We start from the raw sequence: 15,184 nt of genomic DNA, 5'->3' as shown, positions 1-15,184 counted from the left end.
GACCCTGCAACCTGTCGCTCCGTCGCCAAGTGGTTGATGAAGGGCGTGATGCCTGCAGTGCCCGCGTCGCGGGGATCTGCGCGACTGGTGCGGGGAACCCCTTGAGTCTAGCTTGAGTCCGGCTGCGCCAATCTGTGAGCTGTCCAATTCAACCAGGTGCGGTCCCGGATGAAAACTATAGTTTGCATGGTGCTCTTGTGCTTGTCGGTGATGTTCGCGAGACCCGTGTCGGCCATGCCTCGCGAAGGCAGCAAGTCGGTTCTCTTCGTCATCAGTTCCGAAAAGCAGGGCGCGGGTGACACCCGGCCAGGGTTTGAGATGGACGAGCTGGCGCAGGCGTGGGATCTATTCAGGAGCAATGGCGTTCGCACCGCGTTTGCCAGCCCGCGTGGAGGTGCGGTTGCGGCCGACAAGTTCAATCCTGATGATCCAGCGAACGCGCGGTTCCTCGCTGATCCCGATGCCATCGCCGGCATCGCAAACAGCCTGCCGCTGGCAGGAGTGGATGCCGGTGCGTACGACGCGGTTTACATCGTCGGCGGCAAAGGCGCGATGTTCGACTTGGCGGTGAATCCCGAGCTGGCGCGGCTGGTTGCGCAGTCCTACCAGCGCGGTGCAGTGGTTGCGGCGATCTGCCACGGCAGCGCCGCGCTTGCCAATGTCCGACTGGCTGACGGTCGTCACCTGGTGGCCGGGCGCGCGGTGACTGGCTTCACTGCCGAGGAGGACGCGCTCTTCGGCAAGCGCTGGTCCAAAGACTATCCGTTCGGGATCGAGGCAAAGTTGCGCGAGCGCGGCGCACGTTGGGTCGAGTCGCCGCTGATGATGCCGGGCGTCGCGGTCGATGGCCGCCTGATCACCGGGCAGAACCCGTACTCGACAGGGCTGGTCGCCGATGCGGTGCTGCGCGCCCTCGACATCGTCCCCGCCGCGCGGACACCGCGCCGTGATGAGGCCAGCATGGCGTTGGCCGAGCGCGCGGTGGCAGGCGATCCGGCCGTGGCGTCCGAGCTGGTCGAGAACACGGCGCGGTTCCATCCCGAGTTGATCGCAATCGTCGGGCACTACCAGTTGCAGGTGGCCGAGACGCCGACGACGGTGCGTGCGGCGTTGGCCGTGATGGAGCTTGCCGCACCCCATGTCGGAGCCGAGGAGCTGTCGGTGAGCCGCGCCGAAGCCATGCGGCGGTTGGGGCGCATCGCTGAGGCGCGGCGCGTGCTGTCGACGGTTCTCGCCGAGAAGCCCGGTATGGTAGAGGCCCTCGAACTCCAGAGCAGGTTGCAAGCCTCACCATGACCCCGGTTGGACTTCGAGTGCTGGTGGTGGAGGACAGTTCGCCGTTGCGGGCGTCGCTGGCCACCCTGTTCGAAGGTCAGGGGCACCGGGTCGACTTCGCTGCCGATGGCGTGCAGGGATTGCGGCTGGCGCTCGATAGCCCTCCGGACGTGCTGGTGCTCGACATCGGCCTGCCGCGGCTGGATGGCCTGCAGGTCTGCCAGCAACTGCGTGCCCGCGCCGACCGCCACATCCCGGTGCTGATGTTGACCGCGCGCGACGCAGTGGCCGACAAGCTGTCCGGGTTCGCGGCGGGCGCCGATGACTACTTGGTCAAGCCGTTCTCCGGCGACGAACTGCTGGCGCGCTGCCTGGCGCTGTCTCGACGCCATGAAGCGGGCGAAGCCCACCTGCTCCGGATTGGTTCGTTGCTGCTGGATCGCCGCACCGGCACTGCATCGCGCGAGGGGCGCAAGTTGCAACTCAGCGCGACCGCCCTGCATATCCTGCGCGTCCTGGCCGAGTCACACCCTCGGCCCTTGACCCGCTCGGATCTGGTTGAACGGATCTGGGGCGACGATGCGCCTCCGTCCGATCCGCTGCGAACCCACCTGTACACCCTTCGCCGAGAACTCGACCCCCCGGGCGTGCCGCCGATGCTGCGTAACATCCATGGCGTCGGCTATCGCCTGCAGGAAGCGCCATGAAACGGCCATCGCGACTGCGCAACCGCTTGCTTCTGGCGATGTCCGGGCTGGTGCTGGCGACCTCGGCGGTGTTCTCGCTCTACACCTTGGCCTTCACCTACGCAGTCGAGGACACGTTCCTGGCCGCCCGGTTGCAGGAGGAGGCCGGCTACCAGTCCGCCGAGCGCGCGCGGACCGGGGCTTGGTCGATTTCGCGCGACCCCAAGCTGCAACTGCATGAAAGCGAGGCCTCGCTGCCAACGTCCGTGCGCGAGCTGCTGCGCAGGGAGCCGCGGAGGGTCGAGTTTCCTGGTCCATTAGAGAGCCACTTTCATCTGCTACCACTGGACGCGCCGGACGGCGCGCGCGCCTGGCTGCTCTACGACGCCGGCGCCGACCTGATCGTACCGGCGATGCGCGACAAGCTGCTGGCGTTGCTGGCGGTTACCACGGGCTTGCTGGTGGCCTGCGCGCTAGCGGTCGCCTTTCTGGTGTCCTGGCGGGTCGCGCGCAGGCTCGAACGCCTGGCGGCAAGCGTGTCCGCGTTTTCCCCCGACCGCATCCCGGCATCCCTGTCGCAGGTCGCCGGCAACGATGAGGTGGGCGTGGTCGCCGCCAGTCTCGATGCGATGTCCACCCGCTTGCAGGCGTATGTCGAGCGCGAGCGCCGCTTCACCCGCGACGCCAGCCACGAATTGCGCACGCCACTTGCCGTGATCCGCTCGGCCGGCGATCAGCTGGCTCGGCAACCCGAACTTGGCCCGACTTCACGTGGGCACGCCACCTTGATCTGCGAGTCGACCATGCGGCTGGAGCAGATGGTCGCAACCCTGCTGGCAGTGGCGCGCGAGGACCGATCCGAGATGGGCTTCGACAGCGTCACGCTGTTGCCATTGGTCGAGCAGGCGGTGATCGACCAGTCTGCGCGCCTGGATGGCAAGCCAGTCGAGGTGGATGTCGAGGTTCCGGCGACCGCATGCCTGCGCACGCCGGAGACGGTCGCACGTATCCTTTTGGCCAATCTGGTGGGCAACGCATTCGCGCATACCGCGGCAGGGCGGGTGCGCATCGATACCGACGCCGGAGCGTTGCGCGTGGTCAATTCCCTGACCGGCATTTTCCTGCCCGGAGAGCCGCAGAGCGGGCAGCATTCGACTTCGGTGGACGGCTTCGGGTTCGGGCTCGATATCGTCCGCCGTCTCAGCGAGCGCTTCGATCTCGGGTTCGAACTGGTGGCCGAAGGCGGCGACGTGGTGGCGACTCTCACTTTGGCCGATTCGAACAAGCCTTACGCGCGCAAAGGCAGCATTTGATTTCTGCTTGAGTACGCGTCCGCGATCCTATAGGTGACGCCATGACCTAGGATTCGAAATGCGCTTCGTTCACGTTTTCCTGGCTGTACTTCTCGCTGCCGCCGCCGGTGGTTGCCAGTCAAGCCACGGCACCGCCCCCGCGGACGACCCGACCGCTAGCTACACGCCAGAGCAGTTGCGCGAGGACCTCGACCATCTGGAGCAGGCGGTCGCACAGCGCCATCCGCGCTTCCACGATCGCGTGCCGGATGCCGCACTGACCCGCGCATTCGGTGAGGCCCGCGAGGCGCTGGACGTCCCGATGTCGCGCGCCGAAGCCTTCCGCGTGCTGGCCCAGGTCAATCCCGCGTTCGCAGACGCGCACACGTTGCTGATGCCGACTTTCGCCCTTGAGGCCTTGGCTAGCGGCGGCGGGTTTCCGCTCAACATACGGATCCGCCACGATGGCGCACTGGTGGTGGCCGGCAACTGGCAGCGAGAAAACGGCGCCGAGCGTTTGGCGGAAGGCATCCTGATCCGCAGCATTAATGGCGAGACGACCGACGCGTTGTTGGAGGACCTGTCCCGTTATGGGCATGGCGAGACCGCTGCGCTGCGGCAGCACATGCTGGCCGCGCTGTTTCCGCACTGGCTCGCCGCCATCCGCGGCTGGACTGACGACTTCCGGTTGGAGGTCGAGCAGGACGGTGTGCTCCGGCAACTGCAGATCGTCGCCGGCGATCAATGGGCCGAAGTCGACGCGGCGGCCATGCCTGACCGGCCGACGCTGCGCGATCTCGGTGACGGTATCGCCCTGATGCGGCTGCCGACGTTCGATGTCGATGACGATCCGGACGCCTACCGCACAGCAGTAGAAAGCTTGTTCGGCGCGCTTCGCCAGGGCGGCGCGACCGGGCTGGTGCTGGATGTGCGCGGCAATACCGGCGGCCAGAGCGACGCGGGCGCGCAGGTCATCCGTTATCTGATCGACCGGCCGGTAAACCAAGTCTCACGCGCCCGCGAGCGCCTGAATGAAGCCAACCGGGGAATACTCGGATACAAGGGAAAGGTCGGGCAGATGCGCGAGATGGATCTGTCACGCGATGGCCTGATTAAACCGGCGCGGGCCACCGAACGATTCGACGGCGAGGTCGTGGTGCTGATCGACGCGATGACCTACTCGGCGGGAATCCTGTTCGCCACGACCCTGCAGGACCACCAGCTGGCCACCGTGATCGGTCAGCCGACCGGCGGCCACGCCAACCAGACCGGCAACATGGAACAGGTTCACCTGCCCAATACCGGCCTGATGGCGTACATCCCGGCCCGCATCTTCGTGCGCCCCAACGGAGAGTCCGGCACGTCGCCGGTCATCCCGGATCTCATAGTGAAGCCGGCAGTGGGGGATGGCGATCCTTTCCTCGGTGCGGCAGTGAAGTATCTATCGGCGCGGTGAGGGTGGTTGCTTGAGAAATCCAACGTCGCATGGAGCGCAATGTGGCTGTAATGGATGGACAACCGCTGGTCGCGTGTGTCGCGCTGGCTCCCCGTCCTGCAACAGATTGACCTTACCTACGGCAACTCCCGGTTCGGACGTTGCGGGTCGGCTTAATTTCAGTGTTAGCGCGCCCACATGAGGATTCTTGCACCCATGAAACACTTGCATTTAGTTGGCGCTGGTCTGCTGGTGGCGCTGTTTTGTTCAGCCTGCGAGCAGTCTAGTAAGGCCGAAGTCCCCTCAGCGGTCGCTACCGGCCCTGCACAGACCAGCTCACCAAAAGCCGAGGATCAAAATTTCCCGCCTGTTGAGTTAGCTGGCACTGCTGTGCATGAACTGCGTGCAAGCGGAACTGAAAGGCAATATCAAGTGTGGGTCAGCCTACCAGCTTCCTACAGTGAGAGCAGCGAAACGTATCCGGTTGTTTTCGTCACAGATGCTGCCTACTCCTTCCCTCTGGTGCGCAGCATACGAAATCTTCTAGGGCAGAGAGGTCGCCATATCGAGGACTTCATCCTTGTCGGCCTTCCGCCGGAGCAGGGTCTAACGTCTAAAGAAAGCCGGAGCCGCGACTACACTCCCTCCAACCCATTGCATGACCCGGCTCGTAGAGCAAAGGTATATAGCGCATCGCAGTATGGTGAAGCCGCTGCTTACCGTGATTACATAGAGAGCCAAGTCTTTCCGCTGATCGCAAGACACTACCGTGCTGACATGGAACGAAAGGTGTTTGCTGGACATTCACTTGGCAGTCTTTTTGGGAGCTATGTGTTGTTAACTAAGCCGGGAATGTTTCAGAGCTACATCTTGGGCAGCCCGTCCCTTTGGTTCGATAAGCACGAAATTCTTAGACACGAAGAGACATATGCCGATAACCACACCAATCTAGACGCTAACGTCATGATGTATATTGGCATGTACGAAACTATAGGGCCGAGCGAAAGGCATTCCAGCGGCCCCGACATGGTAGGAGACATGCAGTATTTCGAGCGCAGGCTCCAGTCACGCAAGTACTCAAATTTGTTCATCGGGAGCGAAGTCATCAAGGATGAGGGGCATTTGGAGGTGTTCCCCAGCCTCATTAGTCGCGGCCTGATTTGGGCCTTGCCTGGGCGTGACCCGAATATAACCGGCTAGAGTTCGCGAGCGGAGCGGGGTGAAAATGCCAACGAAAGTGGCATCATGACTGGGCTGTTCCTCCTAATGGAGCGAGTTGACCATGGCTTTCATTGACGCCCGCATGCGCTCGGCACCGCCGTTCTGGCTGCCGTTGCTGGCCGGGCTGCCATTAGGCGTGTGCCTGTTGGTAATGGCGCTGCCGATCATGGGCTACGGCGCTGCGACCGCCTCGCGCGCGCTGTACTTGTTGGCGTTCGTGCTGTGGATAGTGCCTCTGACCGCGCTGCAGCGCGGGCTGTGGCGAAGTAGCACCGCACCTTGGGCAATGGCGCTCGTACTGTTGGCGGCCACCTACGCCATGGCATTGGCTACGCGTGCGATGTTCATGGGCCAGCAGGTGGCGACCAGTGGGAGGCCGACGACCGATTTTGACTGGTCGATGGTGCTTCGCGGGATGGAAGGTCCATGGCTAACGCTAATTGCGTATTGCGCTATCCACGCGGTGGTGGCCTTTTACGTTGAGCTTCAGCACGAGCACGCGCGCCACCTGCAAGCGCAAGCGCTGGGGCGGGATGCCGAATTGCGTGCTCTGCGCTACCAGCTGCAGCCCCACTTTCTGTTCAATACGCTCAACGCGATCTCGGCACTGGTGGCCGAAGGCCGTACCCGGGAATCGCAAAAGATGCTCGCGCGGCTCGGCGACTTCCTGCGTGCCACCCTCGATGGGACATACGGGCACGAGGTCAGCCTGGCCGACGAGTTGGCATTGACCGAGGCGTACCTGGAAATCGAGAAAGCGCGCTTGGGAGAGCGGCTTCAGTTGAAGTGGCAGATCGGACCGGACCTGTTGCGTGTGCGGGTGCCTTACCTGCTGTTGCAACCCTTGGTGGAGAATGCGATCCGCCACGGCATTGCTCTGCGCAGCAGCCCAGGACAGCTGGCGATTCGGGTGACGGGCGTTGACCGACAATTGCGGGTGGAGGTGAGCAATGATTTGCCGTCCAGCGACGAAGGTGAATGCTTGGTTACCTGTGGCAGCGAGGCACGCAGCGGTGCCGTGGGTCTGAGCAACATCGGCGAACGCCTGGTCAAGCTATATCCGGGCGCGCACACAATGGATGCAGGCTTGCAGGCCGATGGCTGTTACCGCGTGGTGTTGCATCTTCCGCTGCGCACCGACAGTAGGAAATGACATGATCCGCGTCGCCGTGATCGATGACGAGCCGCTGGCGCGTTCCGGAGTAATTGCGCGCCTGGGGGCATTCGCCGACGACGTGGTGGTGGCGTGCGAGTACGCAGATGGTCCCGCTGCACTGGCTGGGCTGACTGAACAAGCGACGGACTTGGTGTTCATTGACGTGCAGATGCCTGGTATGAACGGACTGGATGTGCTGGCAGCGCTGCCAGCATCCAAGCGCCCACTGGCGATCTTGCTCACCGCGCATGACAGCTTTGCGGTGCGCGCGTTTGCTCTCAACGCGGTGGACTACCTGCTCAAGCCGGTGGACGACGAACGCTTCATCGAAGCGCTCGATCGGGCGCGCCAGGTGCTGGCGTGGGGACAGCGGGAGCAGGGCGCTACTGCACCCGTCAGCGGGGATGCGGCGCAGTGGATCGCCGAAGACACTGATGGCCCTCCGGCGGATTCGACCTTCAAGAACGTCGTTGGCGCGGAACGAGATCGCGCCGCCGCGTCGAAGCTGCTGACCCGCTTCGCGATACGCGTCGGGCGCCGTACGGTGTTCGTCGATGTAAACGACGTGGAGTGGATACAGGCCGACGGCGACTACGCCGCGATACACGCAGGCGAAAACGTGTACCTGCTGCGAGAATCGCTGCACGGCCTGACTGCGCAGCTGGACCCCGCCCGTTTCGTACGCGTTCACCGCTCCACGATCGTGCGTATGGACAGAGTGACCGAACTGCAGCCGCTAGCCAATCGCGACGCGGTGCTGCGATTGCACGACGGCACTCCGCTACGGGTAAGCAGGACCTACATTGATGAGCTGCTGGCGCGTCTGTGCGGCGCGAGTGCGGGCGCTGCTTGAACGGTCCCGTGCAACTACGCGGGCGTGTTCGCGGGCCTGGTTGAGCGGAGTCGCACTGACCAGCTACGCGATCTGCTGATAGGGCGGTGGCCCGGAACGCCGGGCCCCTTTGTCGAACTTGGCGCTGAAATTGAGTGACAGCTCTGGTCGTCGGGACGTCAGTGTCTTTTCCACCAGTAAGCGGGTGGTGGGCCACGCTTTGGCGCATCGCACGCACGGCCGACCGCAGCAGCTGATCGCGGCGCAAACTGTGGAGCTACAGTCGGTGCTCCCCAGACAGGAGTAGCACCCGCATGGTCAGCATGAGTCGTCCAGATCCAGTGGTTGCTTGCCACGTTGCGAACGCCCGTCATCCAAGCGTGCACTCGAGACTGCCATGTTCTGGGCTCTCTGCTCGTCTGACTGAAACAAGAAAGCGATGGAACAACCACGTCTCCACCTCGACGAGCAGGTGGGCAGCACCATCGTCCACTTCGCGGCTTGCACGGGTTGGATCGCTGGTTTTCTGCCTGGGTCTTGGCCTGCCGGCGTGCGCGCAAGATGCATCGGGCGAAATCAAGAGCTCGGGCGGGCGCGGCAACGACAAAGGTCAGGAACTGCAACCAGCCACCTTGGCGGACGCGCGCGCCTCGCGCCTATCGAGCCGCATCCTGGATGCCCTGGTGGAGGCCAACGGGGTTCCGGGGATGGGTGCAGCGGTGTGGCGCGGAGACGCTCTCACCTGGTCTGGCTGTTCCGGGTATCGGAACATCGAACGGCAGTTGCGCGTGGATGACAACACAATTTTTCGCTTGGCGAGCGTCTCAAAGCTTTTTGCTGCCACGGCAGCGGCCAAGCTAAGAGAGGACGGCGCGCTCGACGTGACGGCACCCGTGGGCTCGATCGTTGAATATCTACCCAGGCGGTGGCCTCCCATCAATTCCGCGCAACTGGCGGCGCACACTTCAGGCATCCCGCACTACCAGCGGATCGACGAAGGTCGTGGCACGCGTCGGTTCGCAACGGTTCGCGAAGCGGTCGGGCTCTTCGACGACCGCACCTTGTTGTTCGCCCCATCTGAGCGGTACAGCTACTCCTCGTGGGGATACACGCTGCTGACCGCCGTCATCGAGGAGGCTTCCCAACGCCCCTACCTCGACTACCTTTCGGAGAAGATCGTGCCGGGACTGGGCATTGGTGCCGATGTAACGGACACCGGGAATCTCAACGCCTCAATCGCGTACGAATTTGCCGAGGGTGCAATTCGTGCCGCTGCGCCCCACGACTACAGCTACAGTTGGGGCGGCGCGGGTCTTGGTGCGACCGCCGCTGACCTAGCCCGCTTCGGCGGGCGGGTGATGGCGGGCGAAATCGTGTCGGCGCCGACGCTCGAGTGGATGCTGACGCCGGCGACGCTATCCGACCGCAGCGCGCCAATGGACGATGGCAGCACCATTGGCTTTGGCTGGCGCAGTGGCCGGGACGGCGACGGCCATCGCACCGCGCACCACGCGGGCGTCACCAACGGCGCGCGCAGCGCCTTGGTGATATATCCGGACCTTCAGATGGCAGTCAGCGTCCTGTCCAACGCACTTTGGGTCTCCAGCATCGAGCAAACCGCGATCATGCTCGCGGCACCGTTCAAGCCTTCCGCGCCCGGGGCAACGGTTCGATGCCCAACTCAGTCTGTCGCCTACCGAGGCGAATACAACGGGAAGCCGCTGTCCGGAACCGCGAATGTCACCAACGGAGGTGGTGTCTGCACCGCCACTATCTCGATGCAGAATGCATTCGGCGAGTGGTTCAACCGCTTTCTGCAGAAGGACGCGGAAGAAGTGAAGATTATCGGGCTCGATCAGGATGGCGGATTTTCCCGTGCCGCGCTCGTCCTCCCAATCGGCGTTTTCGATCTTCGTGCCCAACCCGGGAGTGATCGTCACCTGGCCTCCCTGGGCGGGACAAGCACGGTCTGGGTCCAATTTCTCTCGCGCAGCGACCTGAGATAGCGTCGGAAGCTCTCCGGCTCGCTCGTCGCGAGGCGGCTCAATTCAAGCATCAGGCGAAATGGAGATTTCATGCGTAATTTTGGTGTGACTGCACTGTTGTTCTTCTGTTCGTCTCCGTCATCCGCAGGTGTTAGCACTGATGACAACACACAAAGTGATGTTGTTGCCTGACGATTCATTTAAGCCGAACTCTCTTCGTCGCTTGGTTGAAATGTGCCGATGCTGGCGATCCTTCCACTCGAGCGTAAGCGTTAGTCCCCACTGCCGCCAAAATGGAATTCAGACATATGAGCCGTTCTGTTCTCGCCGTTGTCCTTCTTGGCCTCATTTTCGTGATGGGACCAGTACGCGGGCACAACCTGCCAGAAGCCGCCAAGCCGACGGAGTTACCCGATGCTGCGCTACCAGCTGACTTAGATCGAGTGTTGCGTGACTTTGAACGCGCATGGCGCGCGGATGATGCCAAGGCGCTCGCTTCGCTATTCGCCGCGGACGGATTTGTACTGCAGAGCAACCGCACGCCCGTCCGCGGACGTCTAGCGATCGAGACAGCCTATAAAGGACAGGCGGGCGGACCCCTGCGGCTACGCGCCCTCGCTTTTGCCGCTGGAGATACAGCTGGATACATCATCGGTGCGTACAGATACGGCGACGCACCGCGCGACATAGGAAAATTCACCCTCACCTTGCATCGTTTGCCCGGCCAGCCCTGGCTGATCTTCTCGGACATGGATAATCTGGACCGACCGCCGAAACCCCGGCCGGCACCGGACACCGCGTCACCAAGCACACCTCAATCCGCAGGGCACTGAAGTGGGAAGTCTCCTTTTTACTCGTTCAAGCCGAAGCCGCTTCGCGGCTCGGCTTGACTCAGGCGTTAGGCATCACAACGGAGATCTCGGCAAATGCGTTTCGTCCACTTCGCGCTCCTTCTTGCCATGTTTGCGCCAGGTCGCTCTGGTCGGACAGGAAGGGCTGCTCGCACTGAACTGTCCCAGTGTTCGCCTCCTTGATCGGCCACCAGAAGCCTTCGAAGCCCGAGGGGTGGAGAACCGGGACGGACATTTGTTCGGCTCTATCGTGAGGCCAGAGACCAATCCTCCTGGCCATCGCAAGGGGCTCGCTGGTATGAACCACCTTTCGCAGAGTTGCGGCGGTCTGAGACTGCCGTCGCGCTGTGCTACTGGGGCATCCCTGGGGTCCGCTTCTGGCCGGTAGCGGTCGTTGATCGAGTGGCTGCTTCCGGTCTATTCCGTTGAAAAACTCCGAACCTTCCGTGGCGGTTGCCAATTCGGTTCGGTTCTAGCGGAATCTGATGCTTTGGACGACCAGAACCGAACTCTCGTCGACGAATTCTCGAGCGTCGATCCGACCAAGCGAGTTTTTCAACACTATCGACCCAAAGCGGCCGCACACTCTGATCCGGGGAAACGGGTCGCGCCATGGCTGCGGCCTCTGCGTTGCGTGGAACACACCGTGCACCGAAAAAATCTTTCGCCTCGATGAATCCAAACGACGGGGTGGCTGCATCCAATGTTCCGAAGCGCTGCAATGCAGCAGCGCAATCCTGGAGTCAAGAGATGGCAACGATCCATGCAATGCGGCGCGGGCTGATCGCCCTCGCCGGGGCAGCAGCGATGAGCTTCGCGACATCCGCCGCTGCCGAAAACCTGCCCGACACCCCCGCCGGCAAGGTGCTGCAGGCGCGACTGCAGGCCCTGGACTCCGGCTCGGCGGAGCAGTTGGCGCAGTACCGGGCACGACACCAGCCGCGGCTCGACATCGAACGCGAGCTCGCATTCCATCGCCAGATGGGCGGCTTCGATGTGCTCAAGGTCGAGAACAGCGAACCGCACGCGATCACCGCGCTGATCCGGGCCCGCAATTCGGACAGCACTGGCCGGATCACTCTGACGGTCAAGGCTGCGACACCGGAGCAGGTCGCCAGCATGCGCATGCAGCCGTCGACCGATGTGCCAGCCGAGTTCATGCCGGCACGGCTGGACCTGGCATCGGTGCTGGCCGGGGTCCAGGAGCGGGCCGCGGCCATGGCCGAGCGGCAGCAGTTTTCCGGGAACCTGCTGTTCGCGCGCGGCAATAACACTTTGCTGGAGCGCAGCTGGGGCCTGGCCGACCACGAAGCCGGCCGCGCCAATGACAGCGAAACGAGCTTCCGCATCGCTTCGATGTTCAAGATGTTCACCGCAGTGGCGGTGCTGCAACTGGTAGATGCCGGCAAACTCGATCTCGACGCTGCGCTCGCCACCTACCTGCCCGACTATCCCAATCGCGATCTGGCCACCCAGGTCACCATTCGCCACCTGCTGACACACAGTGGTGGGACCGGCGATATCTTTACACCCGAGTATTCCGCCCGACGCGAGCAGGTGCGCGAACACCAGGACTATCTCGACCTGTTCGGGCAGCGCGCACCGGAGTTCACGCCGGGCAGCGCCACGCGCTATTCGAACTATGGCTACATCCTGCTGGGCGCGATCATCGAGCAGGTCAGCGGCCGCAGCTACTACGACCACCTGCAGGCGGCGGTGTTCGCGCCGGCCGGCATGACTGCCAGCGGAGCGCTGCCCGAGCAGCAGGCGCCAGCGCAGCTTGCAGTCGGCTACATGATGAAGGATGGCCGTCTGCAGAATAATCGCGACAGCGTGCCGTGGCGCGGCACGGCGGGTGGCGGCGGCTACTCCACCAGCGGCGATCTGCTGCGCTTCGTGCAGGCACTGCAGGATGGACGACTGCTGTCGGCCGAGCGCCTGGCGCAGGCGACCCAGGCCCAGAACGCCGATGGCTGGTACGGTTTTGGTTTCACGATCGGCGGCGAAGGCCCGCTGCGCTGGTTCGGTCACGATGGCGGTGCCGAGGGCATGAATGCCAGCCTGCGCGTCTATCCCGAGTTGGGCTACGTGCTGGTGGGGCTTGCCAACGTCGACCCCCCGGCGGTGGAAACCCTGACAAAATATTTCAGCAACCGCATGCCACTGTGAGCGGTGGCGATACCGGTACTGCCGATCGACACGGCCAAAACAATCTGGAGCAACAAACATGGATCCGGCCCTAATCATTCCACCGCTGGTGCTGCTGCCGCCAGTCGTGATCATTGCCCTGGTGCTGCGCTACCGCCGCACCCGCGCCGAAATGCGCTACCGGTTCCTGCTGCAACTGGCCGAGTCGGGCGTAGCGCTGCCGGCATCGCTGCCCGGCGAAGCGACGCCGCAACACTGCGATCGCCGCCGCGCCCTGATCCTGCTGGCCGGCGGCATCGGCCTCAGCGTCACGCTGTTGGCGCTGCCGCTCGACTACCACGTCGGGCGCCGCCTGTCCGAGCTGTGGGGTCTCGGTATCCTGCCGGTGGCGCTTGGTCTGGGGTACCTCGGCAACTGGTATCTGACCCGGCGCGGAAGCGCGCATGGATGATCGCGATGCGCAGGCGCGCATCGATCTGGAGCTGGTCGAACAGGCAGTGCGGGAGGGCGACGCCCAGGTTTTCGGGCTACTCGTGCGCAGGCACCAGGGGCTGGTCCGCGCCCAACTGCGGCACTTGCTGGGTGACAACCCGGCGCTGGCCGACGACCTGGCGCAGGAGACTTTCATTCTGGCCTGGCGCAAGCTGGGGCAGTTCCGCGGCCAGTCGCGTTTCAGCACGTGGCTGTACCGCATCGCCCACTCCTGCTTCCAGCAATACTGGCGCAGCAAGGGGTGGCGGGCGCAACAGGAGTCGGAACTGGAGGACAGCAAGGCTGAGGCGCTCGACGCCGACACCGCCGCCCGCGACCTGGCGTTGGACTTCGATGCCGCTATGTGCTGTCTGTCGGACAATCAGCGGACGGCGCTGCTGTACTGTGTGCAGCTCGAACTCACTCACGAAGAGACGGCAGTGGTGCTGGACATGCCGCTTGGCAGCGTGAAAACGCATGTGGCGCGCGGCAAGGCGAAGCTGCGGCAGCTGCTGCAGGAGTGGGCGCCGGATGCAGGACGGAGCAACTGAGATGAGCGAAATATCCGACCAGCGGATCCACGATCTGCTACGACGCAACTTCAACGGCGCAGTGCCGGACGACGGCTTTTCGGCGCAGGTAACCCGCGCCCTTCCCGCACGTCAGCGGCCTCGCCCATGGCTGCTGCCGGCTGCCGCGCTGGCCGGCAGCCTGCTTGCATGGGTAACACTGCTGCCGTCGCCGCTGTTACAGCAGGTCGCACACGAGTGGCTGACGGGAGGCTTTGGTGCCGCCTCTGCCGGAATCTGCGTGCTTCTGCTCGGCCTGTCGTTGCTCAGCTGCGGTTGGGCGCTGGAGGAAAGCTAGCGCGACCACGAAAACAGGGTCACCCTTTCGCCGCCCGGGCGGTAGGCCGGAGCCATGGACCACCAGCATCGAGCGTCCGCTCCTGGCCGGAATCGGCCGTTCGAGTTCCACGGGCCAGAACGCTAAGCCACTCGTGCGATTCGCTGCAGTTCGGCTGCAACGGGGGCCGCCACCGTCATATTGGGATGGTGACATTCCGTGGGCGAGCGTCAAAGACATAGGAAAATCCAAATACGTCGACGACACAATTGATCGTATTTCTCGGGCGGGACTGGACTCGAGCTCTTCAAACTTAATCCAACCTGGGTCGCTCATCGTTGTGACACGGATGGGGTTGGGAAAGGTGTCCATCAATCGAATAACCTTATCGATCAACCAAGACCTTCGAGCTCTGTCCCTGTCGAGCCTTGTCTCGATCGACTACATCTATTTGTTTTTTAAGACTCTGGCGCTCGAAGGGTCTGGATTGACCGTTAAAGGCATTAAGCTCGACGAACTGCTCCGGTTACGGACACCGCTTCCGCCACTTGCCGAACAACACCGCATCGTTTCCAAGGTGGAGGAGCTGATGGCGCTCTGCTCACAGCTTCAGGCCGCGCGCAATGCGCGGGAGCAGCAGCGCGACCGACTAGTGGCGTCCAGCCTTCATCGCATCACTGCCAATGATGCCGGCGAAAGCGATGTTACTGAGCCCACCACCCGCCGCGCCAAAAGCGCCCGCTTCCATTTGCGACATCTGTTGCACCTCAGCGTGCGACATGAGCACATCAGGCAACTGCGCCAAGCGATCCTTAATCTGGCCGTTCGGGGAAAACTGACTTCGCGAGAGGCGAAGGACGAAGCATGTGAATCATTGATGTGTTCGCCGACGTCCCCCCGCTTTTGAGTAGCACGGCGATCTGGAGTCCAATCCCCAACGACAAGGAGATTGGACGTGAAGAAGCGCTTTTCCGAAGAACAAATCA

Annotated in this window: 14 protein-coding genes; all 14 read left to right on the top strand. The window is 63.1% G+C overall.

Annotated features, from left to right (window positions below; all coding sequences use genetic code 11):
• Positions 1-210 precede the first annotated feature (210 nt).
• The 14 genes from ACJQWM_RS02115 to ACJQWM_RS02050 all read left to right on the top strand — a co-directional run bounded on the left by ACJQWM_RS02115 (position 211) and on the right by ACJQWM_RS02050 (position 15,105).
• A complete protein-coding gene (locus ACJQWM_RS02115) occupies positions 211-1,296 on the top strand; it encodes a type 1 glutamine amidotransferase domain-containing protein (protein ID WP_332706187.1) in 1,086 nt (361 codons plus the stop codon).
• Positions 1,293-1,982: a response regulator transcription factor gene (locus ACJQWM_RS02110; protein ID WP_332706144.1), complete on the top strand. Its 690-nt coding sequence runs from the start codon at positions 1,293-1,295 to the stop codon at positions 1,980-1,982. Before ACJQWM_RS02115 ends, ACJQWM_RS02110 begins: the two co-directional genes overlap by 4 nt.
• Positions 1,979-3,274: a sensor histidine kinase gene (locus ACJQWM_RS02105; protein WP_332706141.1), complete on the top strand. Its 1,296-nt coding sequence runs from the start codon at positions 1,979-1,981 to the stop codon at positions 3,272-3,274. Before ACJQWM_RS02110 ends, ACJQWM_RS02105 begins: the two co-directional genes overlap by 4 nt.
• Before the next feature lie 58 nt (positions 3,275-3,332).
• Positions 3,333-4,709 carry a S41 family peptidase gene (locus tag ACJQWM_RS02100; RefSeq protein WP_332706138.1) on the top strand — a complete coding sequence of 459 codons (1,377 nt, stop codon included), beginning with the start codon at positions 3,333-3,335 and terminating at the stop codon, positions 4,707-4,709.
• Positions 4,710-4,904: 195 nt separating this feature from the next.
• On the top strand, positions 4,905-5,888 hold the full coding sequence (locus ACJQWM_RS02095; protein ID WP_332706135.1) for an alpha/beta hydrolase: 984 nt from the start codon (positions 4,905-4,907) through the stop codon (positions 5,886-5,888).
• Positions 5,889-5,970: 82 nt separating this feature from the next.
• The gene (locus ACJQWM_RS02090; RefSeq protein ID WP_332706132.1) at positions 5,971-7,062 is read left to right on the top strand and encodes a sensor histidine kinase; all 1,092 of its coding nucleotides are present in this window, start codon (positions 5,971-5,973) and stop codon (positions 7,060-7,062) included.
• A 1-nt stretch (position 7,063) separates the two neighbouring features.
• Positions 7,064-7,918, top strand: coding sequence for a LytR/AlgR family response regulator transcription factor (locus tag ACJQWM_RS02085; protein WP_332706129.1), 855 nt, complete (start codon positions 7,064-7,066; stop codon positions 7,916-7,918).
• Positions 7,919-8,211: 293 nt separating this feature from the next.
• Complete coding sequence (locus tag ACJQWM_RS02080; RefSeq protein ID WP_332706126.1) at positions 8,212-9,903, top strand: serine hydrolase domain-containing protein; 1,692 nt, start codon at positions 8,212-8,214, stop codon at positions 9,901-9,903.
• Positions 9,904-10,190: 287 nt separating this feature from the next.
• Positions 10,191-10,715, top strand: a complete 525-nt coding sequence (locus tag ACJQWM_RS02075; protein ID WP_411306641.1) for a YybH family protein — start codon at positions 10,191-10,193, stop codon at positions 10,713-10,715.
• 768 nt (positions 10,716-11,483) lie between these two features.
• Positions 11,484-12,902, top strand: coding sequence for a serine hydrolase domain-containing protein (locus ACJQWM_RS02070; protein ID WP_332706124.1), 1,419 nt, complete (start codon positions 11,484-11,486; stop codon positions 12,900-12,902).
• Positions 12,903-12,960: 58 nt separating this feature from the next.
• Complete coding sequence (locus tag ACJQWM_RS02065; protein ID WP_332706121.1) at positions 12,961-13,332, top strand: DUF6249 domain-containing protein; 372 nt, start codon at positions 12,961-12,963, stop codon at positions 13,330-13,332.
• Positions 13,325-13,903, top strand: coding sequence for an RNA polymerase sigma factor (locus ACJQWM_RS02060; RefSeq protein WP_332706118.1), 579 nt, complete (start codon positions 13,325-13,327; stop codon positions 13,901-13,903). Before ACJQWM_RS02065 ends, ACJQWM_RS02060 begins: the two co-directional genes overlap by 8 nt.
• A complete protein-coding gene (locus tag ACJQWM_RS02055) occupies positions 13,884-14,219 on the top strand; it encodes a hypothetical protein (RefSeq protein WP_332706115.1) in 336 nt (111 codons plus the stop codon). Before ACJQWM_RS02060 ends, ACJQWM_RS02055 begins: the two co-directional genes overlap by 20 nt.
• Positions 14,140-15,105, top strand: coding sequence for a restriction endonuclease subunit S (locus ACJQWM_RS02050; RefSeq protein ID WP_332706112.1), 966 nt, complete (start codon positions 14,140-14,142; stop codon positions 15,103-15,105). The genes ACJQWM_RS02055 and ACJQWM_RS02050 overlap by 80 nt, the downstream gene beginning before the upstream one ends.
• Positions 15,106-15,184 lie beyond the last annotated feature (79 nt).

Origin of the sequence: Novilysobacter longmucuonensis, from assembly GCF_046600735.1 — a bacterium.
Taxonomy (GTDB): domain Bacteria; phylum Pseudomonadota; class Gammaproteobacteria; order Xanthomonadales; family Xanthomonadaceae; genus Novilysobacter_A; species Novilysobacter_A longmucuonensis.
The sequence above is the reverse complement of the archived record's forward strand: the minus strand, read 5'-3'. Positions and strand labels throughout refer to the sequence as shown.

Excerpts from the sequence above, each read along its gene's own strand:
- ACJQWM_RS02115 (WP_332706187.1), top strand. The coding sequence starts at position 211 with ATGTTCGCGAGACCCGTGTCGGCCATGCCTCGCGAAGGCAGCAAGTCG.
- ACJQWM_RS02110 (WP_332706144.1), top strand. The coding sequence starts at position 1,293 with ATGACCCCGGTTGGACTTCGAGTGCTGGTGGTGGAGGACAGTTCGCCG.
- ACJQWM_RS02105 (WP_332706141.1), top strand. The coding sequence starts at position 1,979 with ATGAAACGGCCATCGCGACTGCGCAACCGCTTGCTTCTGGCGATGTCC.
- ACJQWM_RS02100 (WP_332706138.1), top strand. The coding sequence starts at position 3,333 with ATGCGCTTCGTTCACGTTTTCCTGGCTGTACTTCTCGCTGCCGCCGCC.
- ACJQWM_RS02095 (WP_332706135.1), top strand. The coding sequence starts at position 4,905 with ATGAAACACTTGCATTTAGTTGGCGCTGGTCTGCTGGTGGCGCTGTTT.
- ACJQWM_RS02090 (WP_332706132.1), top strand. The coding sequence starts at position 5,971 with ATGGCTTTCATTGACGCCCGCATGCGCTCGGCACCGCCGTTCTGGCTG.
- ACJQWM_RS02085 (WP_332706129.1), top strand. The coding sequence starts at position 7,064 with ATGATCCGCGTCGCCGTGATCGATGACGAGCCGCTGGCGCGTTCCGGA.
- ACJQWM_RS02080 (WP_332706126.1), top strand. The coding sequence starts at position 8,212 with ATGGTCAGCATGAGTCGTCCAGATCCAGTGGTTGCTTGCCACGTTGCG.
- ACJQWM_RS02075 (WP_411306641.1), top strand. The coding sequence starts at position 10,191 with ATGAGCCGTTCTGTTCTCGCCGTTGTCCTTCTTGGCCTCATTTTCGTG.
- ACJQWM_RS02070 (WP_332706124.1), top strand. The coding sequence starts at position 11,484 with ATGGCAACGATCCATGCAATGCGGCGCGGGCTGATCGCCCTCGCCGGG.
- ACJQWM_RS02065 (WP_332706121.1), top strand. The coding sequence starts at position 12,961 with ATGGATCCGGCCCTAATCATTCCACCGCTGGTGCTGCTGCCGCCAGTC.
- ACJQWM_RS02060 (WP_332706118.1), top strand. The coding sequence starts at position 13,325 with ATGGATGATCGCGATGCGCAGGCGCGCATCGATCTGGAGCTGGTCGAA.
- ACJQWM_RS02055 (WP_332706115.1), top strand. The coding sequence starts at position 13,884 with ATGCAGGACGGAGCAACTGAGATGAGCGAAATATCCGACCAGCGGATC.